A 13810-nucleotide genomic window follows, 5' to 3' on the forward strand; every position below is an offset into this window, starting at 1 on the left:
CCCCAAGCGGGCGGATACCATATAAGGCTTTTCCGCGCCCTGCTGGCGCCGCGCCGTCCGACGTGCTAGAATGCCTTCCGCACGAGAAAAGTCATATCTGCGTTTCCCCAGGTGAAACGGCGAAAACCAACAAATTTCCACAGCTCGTGAAAAAAATCCTTGACGGGCTTGACATTTCGCCGTATTCTAGCAAATTGCAACTTTTTCGCAGTTTTGCGGATGCACCTGAAGGAGGAAAAGCCTCGTGGCCCAAGACAAAAATGCTGGTCAGACAGTACTTTATCGCAATCGCCGCTCGTTTGCGAAGATTCCTGACGTCATGGACGTGCCCAACCTCATCGCCATTCAAACGGATAGTTTCAAATGGTTCATGAGCGAGGGTCTCGACCAGGCGTTCCAGGACATCGCTCCGATCGAGAACAATACGAAGGACATGTGCGTCGAGTTCGGCGACCATCGCTTCGGCGACCCGAAGTACACCGTCGACGAGTGCAAGGAAAAGGACGTCAGCTATCAGGCGCCCCTGTACGTCGAGATCCGTTACATCAACCGTGAGACGGGCGAGATCAAGGAGCAGGAGGTGTTCATGGGCGACTTCCCGCTCATGACCAACCGCGGCACCTTCATCATCAACGGCACCGAGCGCGTCGTGGTGTCCCAGCTCGTGCGTTCCCCGGGCGTGTACTTCGGCTCCGAGCGAGACAAGGCATCCGACAAAACGCTGTATAACGCAAAGGTCATCCCCAGCCGCGGTGCATGGCTGGAGTTCGAGACCGACAAGCGCGACATCCTGTCCGTGCGCATCGACCGCAAGCGTAAGCAGCCCGCTACGCTGCTCGTCCGCGCCCTCGGCCTGGCCGAGACCCGCGAGGAGATCATCGACCTGCTCGGCAGCGACGAGATGGTCCTGCGCACCCTCGACCGCGACCCCGCCACCACCAAGGAGGAGTCGCTCATCGAGCTGTACAAGCGCTTCCGTCCCGGCGAGCCGCCCACCATCGACTCCGCCCGTATGCTGCTCGAGGGCCTGTTCTTCAACCCGCAGCGCTACGACCTGGCGAAAGTGGGCCGTTACAAGATCAATAAGAAGCTCGGCTTCGATCAGGAGGAGGCTACCTGCTCCACGCTGACCGAGGAAGACATCACCAAGACCATGCAGTACATCATCGGCCTGCATGCCGGTGCCGAGGGCGTCAAGGTCGACGACATCGACCACTTCGGCAACCGCCGCATCCGCACGGTCGGCGAGCTGATCCAGAACCAGTTCCGCATCGGCCTGTCTCGCATGGAGCGCGTGGTGCGTGAGCGCATGAGCATGCAGGAGCCCGACGAGATCACCCCGCAGTCGCTCGTGAACATCCGCCCGATCGTGGCGGCCATCAAGGAGTTCTTCGGCTCCTCCCAGCTGTCCCAGTTCATGGACCAGGCCAACCTTGCCGCAGGCATCACGCACAAGCGCCGTCTGTCCGCACTGGGCCCGGGCGGCCTGTCCCGCGAGCGCGCAGGCTTCGAGGTCCGCGACGTCCACAACTCCCATTACGGCCGCATGTGCCCCATCGAGACGCCTGAAGGCCCGAACATCGGCCTTATCGGCTCACTGGCAACCTTTGGCCGCATCAACCCTTACGGCTTCATCGAGACCCCGTATCGTCGCGTCGTCGACGGCAAAGTGACCGACGACATCGACTACCTGACGGCCGACGAGGAAGAGAACCACACGATCGCCCAGGCCAACGAGAAGTTCAACCTGGAAACGCGCGAGTTCGGTACCGTCGATGAGAACGGCAACTTCGTCAAGGCCTCTCGCGTGCTCTGCCGTACCAAGGACGCCGACGGCGTGTTCGGCGAGCCTGGCGAGGTGCTGCCCGAGCAGGTCGACTACATGGACGTTTCCCCGCGTCAGATGACGTCGGTCGCAACGTCGCTCATCCCGTTCCTCGAGCACGACGACGCAAACCGCGCTCTCATGGGCTCGAACATGCAGCGTCAGGCCGTGCCGCTGCTCAAGCCGCACGCCCCGCTCGTAGGCACCGGCATGGAGCACCGCATCGCGGTCGACTCCGGTGAGATCCTCATCGCGCAGAACCCCGGCGTGGTCGACTACGTCGACGGCCAGACCGTCATCGTGCTCAACAACGACGGCGAGTACGATGAGTACCTGGTTCCGAAGTTCCAGCGCTCCAACCAGTCCGGCTGCATGAACCATCGCCCCATCGTCCGCAAGGGCGACGAGGTGGCGGCTGGCGACGTGCTGGCAGACGGCCCGTCCTGCGACGGCGGCGAGCTGGCGCTGGGTCAGAATCTCATGGTCGCGTACATGCCCTGGGAAGGCTACAACTACGAGGACGCCATCATCGTGTCCGAGCGCGTGGTGTCCGAGGACCTGCTGACCTCCATCCACATCAGCGAGTACGAGCTTGACGCCCGTGACACGAAACTGGGCCCGGAGGAGATCACCCGCGAGATCCCGAACATCTCCGACGACATGATCGGCGACCTGGACGCCGACGGCATCATCCGCGTGGGCGCCGAGGTGTTCCCGGGCGATGTCCTGGTGGGCAAGGTCACCCCGAAGGGCGAGACCGAGCTGACCGCCGAGGAGCGCCTGCTGCGCGCCATCTTCGGCGAGAAGGCTCGCGAGGTCCGCGACACCTCCCTGAAGGTGCCGCACGGCTCCGGCGGCCGCGTCATCGACATCCACCGCTTCAGCCGCGCCGCCGGCGACGAGCTGGCGCCGGGCGTCAACGAGCTCGTCCGCATCTACGTGGCCCAGAAGCGTAAGGTCCAGCAGGGCGACAAGCTCTCCGGCCGTCACGGCAACAAGGGCGTCATCTCCCGCGTGCTGCCGGTCGAGGACATGCCGTACCTGGCCGATGGCACGCCCATCGACGTCATGCTGAACCCCCTGGGCGTTCCGTCCCGTATGAACGTCGGCCAGCTGCTTGAGAACCATCTGGGCTGGGCCGCGAAGTGGGGCTGGAGCGACGACCCGAACTCCGATGAGCCCGTCGAGGGCCCGCAGTTCGTGGCAACCCCGGTATTCGACGGCGCCACCGAGGAGGAGATCTCCGACGCCATCGACGCCGCTAATCGCAACCTCATCAACTGGAACCACAAGAAGTACGGCGACCTGGCGCGCGACGAGTTCGTCCCGCAGCTGTCCCGTACCGGCAAGGCATGGCTCTACGACGGCCGCACGGGCGAGAAGTTCCGTGAGCCCATCACCGTCGGCCAGACCTACATCCTGAAGCTGGGTCACATGGTCGACGACAAGATCCATGCCCGCTCGACCGGCCCTTACAGCCTGATCACGCAGCAGCCCCTGGGCGGCAAGGCGCAGTTCGGCGGCCAGCGCTTCGGCGAGATGGAGGTGTGGGCCCTGTACGCGTATGGCGCGTCCAACGTGCTGCAGGAGATCCTGACCGTGAAGTCCGACGACACGTCGGGCCGCGTGAAGTCCTACGAGGCCATCGTCAAGGGCGAGAACACGCCGGCTCCCGAGGTGCCCGAGTCCTTCAAGGTTCTGGTGAAGGAAATGAAGTCGCTGTGCCTCAACGTCGAGCTCGAGGGACACGACCATCAGACCATCGACGTCACCCATGACCCCGATCTGGATGACGTGAAGCGCGACAACGCCGATACGGCCCTGTACAACGCCATCGTCGACGATGCGCGCAAGACCGAGGCCGAGGAAGCCGGCGCTCTCGACGACATCGCCGCAGAGCTGGGCGAGCTGATGGCTGATACCAAGCAAGAAGAAGACGACAACGACCTGATCGGCAAGGAGGACGAGCGATAAATGACGACGGAATTCGACGTTAACAATTTCGACGCCCTGCGTATCTCCCTGGCTTCCGCCGAGGATATCCGCAGCTGGTCGCGTGGCGAGGTGAAGAAGCCCGAGACCATCAACTACCGCACGCTCAAGCCGGAGAAGGACGGCCTGTTCTGCGAGAAGATCTTCGGTCCCACCAAGGACTGGGAGTGCGCTTGCGGCAAGTACAAGCGCGTGCGCTTCAAGGGCATCGTGTGCGAGCGCTGCGGCGTCGAGGTGACGCGCAGCAAGGTTCGCCGCGAGCGCATGGGCCACATCGAGCTGGCGGCCCCCGTCAGCCACATCTGGTACTTCAAGGGCTCCCCGTCCCGTCTGGGCTACCTTCTCGACATCCCGCCGAAGGAGCTGGAGAAGGTACTGTACTTCGCAAGCTCCATCATCACCTCCGTTGACAAGGAGGCTCGCGATGAGGACGTCGAGGACCTGCGCGATGAGCTGGCCGCCGATCTGGAAGAGCTGGACGTCGAGCGCGATCGCCTGATCGAGCAGACCCGCAAGCTGTCGGTGGACTACGTCCCCGAGGACGACGACTTCGTCGACGACATCGACGAGGACGAGCGCCTCACGCCTGAAGAGGTGGAAGAGGAGATCGCCGACATCTATGAGGAGTTCAACGAGCGCAAGGCCCTGCGTCAGGACGCCTTCGACCTGTTCATGAAGATCGAGCCGAAGCAGCTGGTTCCCGACGAGTCCCTGTACCGCGAGATGCGCGCCAACTACCGTGACTACTTCACCGGTGGCATGGGCGCCGAGTCTGTGCGCGACCTGCTGGACGCCATGGACCTCGAGGCCACGGCCGAGGAGCTGCGCGACGTCATCGCCAACGGCAAGGGCCAGAAGCGCGCCAAGGCCATCAAGCGTCTGAAGGTGGTCGACGCGTTCCTGAAGTCCACCAACAAGCCGTCCGATATGATCTTGGACGTCGTTCCGGTCATCCCGCCCGACCTGCGCCCCATGGTGCAGCTCGACGGCGGCCGCTTCGCCACGTCCGACCTGAACGATCTGTATCGTCGCGTCATCAACCGCAATAACCGCCTGAAGCGCCTGCTCGACCTCGGTGCCCCCGAGATCATCGTGAACAACGAGAAGCGCATGCTGCAGGAGGCTGTGGATAGCCTGTTCGACAACGGCCGTCGCGGCCGTCCCGTCACGGGCCCGGGCAACCGTCCGCTGAAGTCGCTGTCCGACATGCTCAAGGGCAAGCAGGGCCGCTTCCGTCAGAACCTGCTCGGCAAGCGCGTCGACTACTCCGGCCGTTCGGTAATCGTCGTCGGCCCGTCGCTGAAGCTGCACCAGTGCGGCCTGCCTCAGCAGATGGCCCTGGAGCTGTTCAAGCCCTTCGTCATGAAGCGCCTGGTCGAGCTTGAGTACGCTGCCAACATCAAGGCCGCCAAGCGCGCCGTCGATCGTTGCGCCAGCTACGTGTGGGACGTGCTGGAAGAGGTCATCGTGGACCATCCGGTCCTGCTCAATCGTGCACCAACCCTGCACCGTCTGGGCATCCAGGCCTTCGAGCCGGTTCTCGTCGAGGGCAAGGCCATCAAGCTGCATCCGCTGGCCTGCACCGCATTCAACGCCGACTTCGACGGCGACCAGATGGCCGTGCATGTGCCGCTCGGCGCCGAGGCCCAGGCCGAGGCTCGCGTGCTCATGCTGTCCGCGAACAACATCAAATCCCCGGCTCATGGCCGCCCGCTGACCGTGCCCACCCAGGACATGATCATCGGCTCCTACTACCTGACGGCAGCCCGCGACGGCTTCCCGGGCGAGGGCCGCGCGTTCATCGACTTCGCCGATGCCCGCAACGCCTATGATGCTCGCGCCGACGTGGACCTGCAGGCCAAGATCGAGGTGCGCCTGAGCAAGGACACCCGCGTGGCCAACGCGTTCGGCAAGTTCGAGGACATGAAGGCCGGTCAGCGCATCCACACCACCATCGGCCGCATCATCTTCAACGACTCCTTCCCGGAGGACTATCCCTTCTTGAACTACCAGATGAACAAGAAGGAGATTGGTCGTCTGGTCGAGGACGTCACGAACCGCTACCCCCTGGCCGACGTGCCGGAGATCCTGGACGGCTTGAAGGCCACGGGTTACCACTACGCAACCCGCGCCGGCATCACCGTGTCCGTCTACGACGCCACCGTGCCGCCGACGAAGGCCGACATCCTGGCTGCCGCCGACGACAAGGTCGCAGCCATCGACGAGGACTACGAGATGGGCCTCATGAGCCCCGAGGAGCGTCACAAGCAGGTCGTCGACATCTGGACGGATGCCAACGAAGAGGTCGGCGAGGCCATGGCCGCCAACTTCGACAGCTTCAACCCCATCTTCATGATGGCCGACTCCGGCGCTCGAGGTAACATCAAGCAGATCCGTCAGCTGGCCGGCATGCGCGGCCTGATGGCAGACACCAAGGGCGGCACCATCGACATTCCGGTTAAGTCGAACTTCCGCGAGGGCCTGTCGGTGTTGGAGTACTTCGTCTCCACGCACGGCACCCGTAAGGGTATGGCCGACACCGCTCTGCGTACCGCCGACTCTGGTTATCTGACCCGTCGTCTGGTCGACGTCGCGCAGGACGTCATCGTGCATGAAATCGACTGCGGTACGAACGTTGGCGTTCCGTACCCGCTGCACAACGAAAAGGGCGAGCTGGACGAGAACCTCATCGGCCGCTGCCTGCTCGAGGACGTCAAGGGCACCGACGGCTCCGTGATCATGGAGGGCGACAACTACATCACCTCCATCGATCAGCTTGCCGCAATGGAAGCCGCGGGCGTCAAGGAAGTCACCATCCGCACGGTCATGACCTGCCATGCTGAGCATGGCGTGTGCCAGAAGTGCTACGGTTGGGACCTTGCCACGGGCCGTCCGGTCAACATCGGTACCGCCGTCGGCATCATCGCCGCACAGTCCATCGGCGAGCCCGGCACGCAGCTGACCATGCGTACGTTCCACGCCGGCGGCGTCGCAGGCGAGGACATCACGCACGGCCTGCCGCGCGTCCAGGAGCTGTTCGAGGCCCGCAAGCCTAAGGGCCAGGCAGTGCTGGCGGAGATCTCCGGCACCCTGCAGATCAGCTCCGACAAGAACACGAAGACGCTGACCATCCACGACCAGGAAGGCAACTTCCGCGAGTATGTGGTGTCGGCTCGCGCCACCATGCTCCCGGGCGTGGAGGACGGCTGCCAGGTCCGCATCGGCCAGCAGCTGACCAAGGGTTCCGTGAACCCGCACGACCTGCTGCGCTTGACCGACCCGAACACCACGCTGCGCTACATCGTGGCCCAGGTTCAGGACGTGTACGTGTCCCAGGGCGTTGACATCAACGACAAGCACATCGAGGTCATCGCGCGCCAGATGCTGCGCAAGGTGGCCGTGCTCGACGCCGGCGACTCCGACTTCCTGCCGGGCCGCCAGGTCAACCGCTTCGAGTTCGAGAACGTTGCCAACGAGCTCATTGCCGAGGGTAAGAACCCGCCGGTGGGTCAGCCGCTGTTGCTGGGCATCACGAAGGCCTCCTTGGCCACCGATTCGTTCCTGTCCGCCGCATCGTTCCAGGAGACCACGAAGGTGCTCACCGACGCCGCCATCGAGGGCAAGGTCGACCACCTGGTGGGTCTGAAGGAGAACGTCATCATCGGCAAGCCGATCCCGGCTGGCACGGGCCTGAAGCGCTACCGCGACGTCGGCCTGACCTACAAGGGCAAGCCCACCGCTCCGGTCGAGGGCGACATGCTGCCTGATTACGCTCCGGACGACTTGCGCAAGATCGAGGACCTGCTGCCTCAGCCCCAGGATTGGTCGCTGGACGGCGAGGGTTATCTCAACATGGGCGGCAACTACGGCAGCTACTACAGCGGCCTGTCCTTGGGTCATCGCGGTCCGCAGCTGTCCGACGAGGACGCGCGCTTGTACATCTACGACGATCTGGGCGTGTCGCAGCGCTGGGCGAACAAGTTCAGCGAGGCTGGCATCGAGACCGTGGCCGACCTGGTGGGCCACACCGAGGACGACCTGCTGCGCATCGAGGGCATCGGCGCAAAGGCCATCGAGGAGCTCAAGGAAGGCCTCGAGCAGCACAACCTGCTGCATGTGATCGAGGACGACCTGAGCGCATCCTCCGATGACATGAGCCAGCTGCTCGACATGGTGTTCAGCCCGGATGACACCATCCTCATCGGCGGCGACGAGCCGGCCACCTTCAACACCGAGGGCGAGGACATGCTGGGCGAGGCTCTGCCTCCGCGCAGCTACCACCGCAACCTCGAGGAGCTCGACGAGCTTCTGGGCAACGGCGCGTTGGGCTTCGGCCTGACCAGCCGCAAGGACGAGGAAGAGTCCAACGAGGCTCAGGCTAACGGCGAGGAATAACGCCAGCTGAAAGGGGCGCGCATCGGCGCGCCCCTTTTTCATTACGGTGGGGCTGAACGGCGACAACGCCCGCGCCCGCGAACGTTTGAAAGGCTTTTCATGAGCGATAAAACTTACATCCCCGAGGGGGAGCAGGCTCCCGCATCGCAGATCGGCGCCACGCTCGAGGCGCTGGCGGGGACCATCCACGCTCGCCGCGACGCGGGGGAGGGCAGCTACACGTTCCGCCTGCTCACGGGCAATGCCGACTCGCCGCTGAAGAAGGTGGTCGAGGAGTCCAACGAGGTGGCTTTGGCCGCCAAGGACGTGGAAGCGGCGAAGACGATGCTGGCGGGTCTTGCCGGCCACGAGGGTTCGCACGCGGGCATGGCCGATGCGTTCGCCGCCAAGGCCGACGCGGCCTGCGACCATCTGCGCTATGAGGCCGCTGACGTGATGTATCATCTTCTCGTCGTGCTTGAGCGCTACGGCATCGGTATCGACGAGTTCGCTGCCGAGCTGAACAACCGCATGACCGACGAGGAGCGCCCGCAAGGCGCCATCCGTTTGTACGAGGAACACGTGAAAAGGGGCAAGTAATATGGCACGTCTTTTCGGTACTGATGGGGTTCGCGGCGTTGCGAACAAGGAGCTTACGTGCCAGATGGCCTTCCATCTGGGTCAGGCTGCTGTGGCCTTCAAGGGCCGCACTATCCTGATCGGCAAGGATACGCGTCTGTCGGGTGACATGCTGGAGTCGGCCGTTGCCGCCGGTATCATGTCCATGGGCGGCACGGCGCTGCTGGCGGGCATCATCCCCACGCCGGCGATCGCCCTGCTCACCCGCGAGCTGCATTGCGATGGCGGCATCGTCATCTCCGCCTCGCACAATCCGCCGGAGTACAACGGCATCAAGATCTTCGACGGCCAGGGCTTCAAGCTGCCCGACTCCGTCGAGGACGAGATCGAGGCCTTCATGGCGCGCGGCGCCGCCGCAGCCGACGAGCTGCCCAATGGCGACGAGGTGGGCGTGGCGGTACCTGTCGAGGATGCCTGCGAGCTGTACATTCAGCACGCGGTGCAGAGCGTGGAGAAGCAGGGCATCGACTTCAAGGGCCTGAAGGTGGCGCTTGATACGGGTCACGGCGCATCCTGCATGACCAGCGCCGAGGCGCTGCGCCGTCTGGGTGCTGACGTCACCGTCATCAACGACGATTACTGCGGCACGGACATCAACGTCCAGTGCGGTTCCACGCACCTGGAGCCTCTGCGCGCCCTGGTCGCCGAGTGCGGCGCCGATGTGGGCATCGCGCACGATGGCGACGCCGACCGCGTCATGCTCATGGACTCCGAGGGCAACGAGATCGACGGCGACATGGTGGAGGCCGTGTGCGCTATCGACCTGAAGCAGCGCGGCTTGCTGGCCGGCGACACCGCTGTGTCCACCGTCATGGCAAACCTTGGCCTGACGCACGCGCTGCGCGATGCGGGCATCAACCTCATCCAAACGAAGGTTGGCGACCGCTACGTGCTCGAGGCCATGCGCGAGGGCGGTTACGTCATCGGCGGCGAGCAGTCCGGCCATACCATCTTCCTGGAGCACAACTCCACGGGCGACGGCCTGGTCACGGCGCTGCAGTTCCTGGCTGCTTGCAAGCGCGCCGGCAAGTCCGCTGGCGAAGCGGCGAAAGCCATGACCCGCTTCCCGCAAACGCTCATCAATGTTCGCGTGAAGGACAAGCACGCGGCTGATGGCAACCAGGCTATCGCCGATGCCGTGGCTGCCGCAGAAGCGGAGCTCGGCGAGGACGGTCGCGTCCTGCTGCGCCCGAGCGGCACCGAGCCGGTCGTGCGTGTGATGGTGGAGGCCATGGACCAGCAGGCTGCCGAGCAGCACGCGAAGGCCATCGCCGAAGTCGTCGAGCGCGAGATTTAAGCAAGCGTAACGAGCAACGGGGGGGGGGGGGGGGGGGGGATGCATCGGAAGCGATTTCAATGCATCCCCTTTCTTATGCCCAAGACTTCCCAAGACGGCATAGCTTTCCGCGAAGGGGGGCGCAAAAGAAGCCGGTTACCGGTGTAAACCGGCAACCGGCTTCTTGGCTTTTGGGAATCGATAAGGGGTACGGTTGCGCGAGTAGACGCGACGCCTTTCGTCAGATGGCCGTTGAGGGCGATTCTATTCGATCGGCTTCAACGGCTCGGTGGTGCTTTCGGATAGGTTTGCGGCCTGGGCGGGATGCCAATCCTCGATTGCCTGGTCGACCGACCATGCTGCGGTGTCGGTTTGGCTGGCGGGTTCATTGCCCGATGCGTGCGCGCCTGTTGCGGCGTGGGCGGCGTTCTCGCCTTCGACCTTGCGGCGCCAGTACAGCCAGAAGCCCAGTGCGCCTGCGCCTGCTGCGACAATGGCGGCCAGCAGCCCCGCTACCACGGGGTTCGTCTGTCGTTTGGGAAGGCCGGCCTCGGGCACGGTGATGCCGAAATCATCTAAGCCGGTTTTGAACGATGCCTGCGAGGCGGTGGGCTTGAGCACGGAGTCAAGCGTTGCGGCCTCTGCCTTTGCCTGGTCGCTGGGGACATCGAACTGGGTCAAATCATACGTGTCGATATAAGCCTTCAGCGTGCGCGAGTACGTGGTGCTGGTGGCGTAGTGCCCCTGCAGGTAGTCGCACGCATCCTCGTAGGTGCTCGTGTTCGACTTCTTTACCGGGTCGTACAGCGAATCGCCGGTGAGCAGGCCGACGTAGTCCTTGAGCGATTCCGTTAGGCTGGGGTAGCGGCGGAACTCGGCGACGATGGTCTCCAGATTGCCCTTGCCGTCGTCCTCCTGCGTTTTCATGCGCACGCTTTTGCCCTCGTAGGCGCCTTTGATGCCGAACAGGTTGTTGTAGGGTTCGCATGAAAGCCCCGAGGAGCCGGATGCCGACTCCACTACGGCCTGCGCGATCATGACCGAGGCATATAGGTCGTTTTCCTGGCACAGCTCGCGGGCCTGCTCGCCGATCTGGCTGATGAACTGCTCGGTGGTCAGGTTGCGCGAGACGTAGACCAGCTCGTCCTCGTCAAGAGTAGCGCTTTCCTGAACCATGTCCTCGGGGGCGTCCTCCACGTCCTCGGCGGGCTTCTCCGCGGCGGCGCCTTTGCCGGCGCTTTCGGACGGGGTGCTGGACCCGGCGGGCGCGGTCGGGGTTTCGGCGGGCTGCGCGGGCGTGGCGGGCTCGGGCTTGGTCTCGGGTTTTGCCTCAGGCTCGGAGCTTGCGTTGGAATCGGCGATGGCCTTCTGCGTCTGCTTGACTAGTTTCGCCAGGTCGGCGTCTATGGTTGCAAGCGCGTCGACGTCGATGGTGAGGAAATCCGCTGCAGCTACGGTTTCGCCGGAAAGATACGCCTTCAGCGGCTTCAGGCCGACGAGTTTGGCGGCTTCGGCCTTGTCGAGGATGGCTTTGTTCTCCGCGTCGGTTGCGGTCCAGTCGCCGGTGTTGGCGACGCTTTCGATGGGCATTGCCTGCGCCGCGTACGCAATGCCTGCCGAGGTGGCGCCCGGAGTATGCGCGGGCCCCGCCAAGGCGGGGGCCGTTGCCATGGATGTTGCCAGCACCGCGGCAAGCGCGGCGTTCGTGAAAATGGTGCCCTGCTTCATTACGCTATCGTACCGTTTCTCCTTGTTCGACCTAGTAAGCCTAGTATAACTTATAGTCCCTCCCTTTAGCGTTCCCCACAATAATCATCACGTCGGCTGTTTGCAATGTCAGGGCGCCAACCGTTTGCCAATCGTCGCGATTCCTTCATGTTTTCCGCCGCTGAACAGGGCAAAACCCGCGAAATCGTTGCTTAGCACGCTCAGGCGCGGGTTACATGAGGAAGGGGGCTGCCAGTCACCGCACCGACCACTACCGAGTCGGCCGCCGAGCGGCCCGATGCTGAGCAGGCTGACGTCAAGTCGGCTGACGCCGAGCGGGCAGCTGACCAGGCAGACGCTGGCCCGCCGCCGAGCAGCCCGACGCCGAGAAAGCAGAGGATTCCCCTAAAGGCGAATATGTCAGGTCTTTCGTCGCCTGAACCGTTATGGGCGCCGCCGCCCGAGCCGGTGCGCCCGCGCCGCCTGAACCGTTCCACGGAGGCGACACATCAGCCGGAGCGCGAACGGCGTGGTCTCTGCCGCATCGCATCGATCCGTAACCGAAATGCCTACTATGTCTAGAGACAACCGTGATATGATGAGCAAGACATATCGGCGCTCACAGACGAGAGAGCGAGGCATCATGCTGGACAAGGATCAATTGAACGACATCGTTGCAGGTATCGCGAAAAACTACAGCGAGCGCGAGGAGATCTTCTTCACCGACCCGAACAAGCATTTCCCGAACAAGCTTGCCATCGTGAACATCGTGAAGGACCTGCGCCGCGTCATGTTCCCGCGTTACTTCGGCGACGAAACGCCCACGGGCATCAACCCCGAGTACTTCATCGGCGAAACGCTCATCCGCATCGAGGATTCGCTGCGCCGCGAGCTGCGCGAGGCGCTGCTGTTCCGCGGCGGCCTGGCAACGGAGGAGCTGGACGCGCGCGTCGATCAAATCTGCGCCACGTTCTTCAGCCGTCTGCCTGAAATCCAGCGCATCCTGCTGACCGACGTGCAGGCAGCCTTCGACGGCGACCCGGCCGCCCAGAGCAAGGAAGAGATCATCTTCAGCTATCCGGGCTTCTTCGCCATCTTCGTGTACCGCATCGCGCACGAGCTGTACGTGCAGGACGTGCCGCTCATCCCGCGCATCATGTCCGAGTACGCTCACGGCCGCACGGGCGTCGACATCAACTCCGGCGCGACGATCGGCGAGTACTTCTTCATCGACCATGCAACTGGCGTCGTCATCGGCGAGACCACCACGATCGGCGACCACGTGAAGGTCTACCAGGGCGTTACGCTGGGCGCTCTGTCCACGCGTGCCGGCCAGGCGCTGTCCGGCGTGAAACGCCATCCCACCATCGAGGACGACGTCACCATCTACAGCAACGCCAGCGTGCTGGGCGGCGAGACCGTTATCGGCGAGGGTTCGATCATCGCCGGCAGTGCGTTCGTCATCTCCAGCGTGCCCGCGGGCAGCCGCGTTTCCCTGAAGAACCAGGAAGTGAACGTGCGCACGCCTAACAAAGATCACGCCAAGTGCTGGGAGATCTAAGCGGCGAACGAAGGCGCCGTTGCGCGTTCGATGCTCCCGCGATCGTCCGAGCCTAAGGGCTGGACGGCGAAAAAAGCAGTGCTATCAGGGCCGATTCCGCGATCCGCGGGGTCGGCCTTTTCGTTTGTTTGTGCTCCGATCCACTTTTCTCGCCATCCATCCTGTCAAAGCATCGATACGTCTGCATTCGAATGGGGCAGACGCCGGTGGTCGATTTACAATCAAGCCTGTGAGCAGGAAAAACACCGATTGCTATTGAGCGACTACCAAGCAACATCCCCACCAAGCGCAGACGTATCACCCTATTCGGCCATACAGGCGGCCAAGCCGTCAAGCTAGCACTCGCAACCGCTCACGTACAGCCCCTGCAGGCAAAAAGAAGCCCCGCGTGTGAACTGCACCCCAGTTCTTGGACAGGGCAAATAGAAAGCAGTTA

6 protein-coding genes are annotated in these 13810 nt (G+C 63.5%); 5 read left to right on the forward strand and 1 reads right to left on the reverse strand.

Annotation, left to right across the window (positions count from 1 at the left end; translation table 11 throughout):
* Positions 1–244: 244 nt before the first annotated feature.
* The 4 genes from rpoB (at position 245) to glmM (ending at position 10127) form a co-directional block, all read left to right on the forward strand.
* On the forward strand, positions 245–3799 hold the full coding sequence (rpoB, locus tag DW178_RS10090) for a DNA-directed RNA polymerase subunit beta (protein WP_118351139.1): 3555 nt from the start codon (positions 245–247) through the stop codon (positions 3797–3799).
* Complete coding sequence (locus DW178_RS10095; protein WP_118351142.1) at positions 3800–8212, forward strand: DNA-directed RNA polymerase subunit beta'; 4413 nt, start codon at positions 3800–3802, stop codon at positions 8210–8212.
* Positions 8213–8311: 99 nt separating this feature from the next.
* Entirely contained in the window at positions 8312–8791 is a 480-nt protein-coding gene (locus tag DW178_RS10100; RefSeq protein ID WP_118351145.1) for a phosphoribosyl-ATP pyrophosphatase, read from the forward strand.
* A gap of 1 nt (position 8792) precedes the next feature.
* Positions 8793–10127 (forward strand): phosphoglucosamine mutase, encoded by a 1335-nt coding sequence (glmM, locus tag DW178_RS10105; RefSeq protein ID WP_118351148.1) that lies wholly within the window; start codon positions 8793–8795, stop codon positions 10125–10127.
* 243 nt (positions 10128–10370) lie between these two features.
* On the opposite strand, the gene DW178_RS10110 is transcribed toward glmM, so the two are convergent.
* Positions 10371–11834 (reverse strand): glucosaminidase domain-containing protein, encoded by a 1464-nt coding sequence (locus DW178_RS10110; RefSeq protein WP_118351150.1) that lies wholly within the window; start codon positions 11832–11834, stop codon positions 10371–10373.
* 622 nt (positions 11835–12456) lie between these two features.
* On the opposite strand from DW178_RS10110, the gene DW178_RS10115 reads away from it, so the two are divergent.
* A complete protein-coding gene (locus tag DW178_RS10115) occupies positions 12457–13374 on the forward strand; it encodes a serine O-acetyltransferase (RefSeq protein WP_303858529.1) in 918 nt (305 codons plus the stop codon).
* Positions 13375–13810 lie beyond the last annotated feature (436 nt).

Origin of the sequence: Eggerthella sp. AM16-19 (assembly GCF_003474385.1) — a bacterium.
Taxonomy (GTDB): domain Bacteria; phylum Actinomycetota; class Coriobacteriia; order Coriobacteriales; family Eggerthellaceae; genus Senegalimassilia.

Excerpts from the sequence above, each read along its gene's own strand:
- DW178_RS10095 (WP_118351142.1), top strand. The coding sequence starts at position 3,800 with ATGACGACGGAATTCGACGTTAACAATTTCGACGCCCTGCGTATCTCC.
- DW178_RS10100 (WP_118351145.1), top strand. The coding sequence starts at position 8,312 with ATGAGCGATAAAACTTACATCCCCGAGGGGGAGCAGGCTCCCGCATCG.
- glmM (WP_118351148.1), top strand. The coding sequence starts at position 8,793 with ATGGCACGTCTTTTCGGTACTGATGGGGTTCGCGGCGTTGCGAACAAG.
- DW178_RS10110 (WP_118351150.1), bottom strand. The coding sequence starts at position 11,834 with ATGAAGCAGGGCACCATTTTCACGAACGCCGCGCTTGCCGCGGTGCTG.
- DW178_RS10115 (WP_303858529.1), top strand. The coding sequence starts at position 12,457 with ATGCTGGACAAGGATCAATTGAACGACATCGTTGCAGGTATCGCGAAA.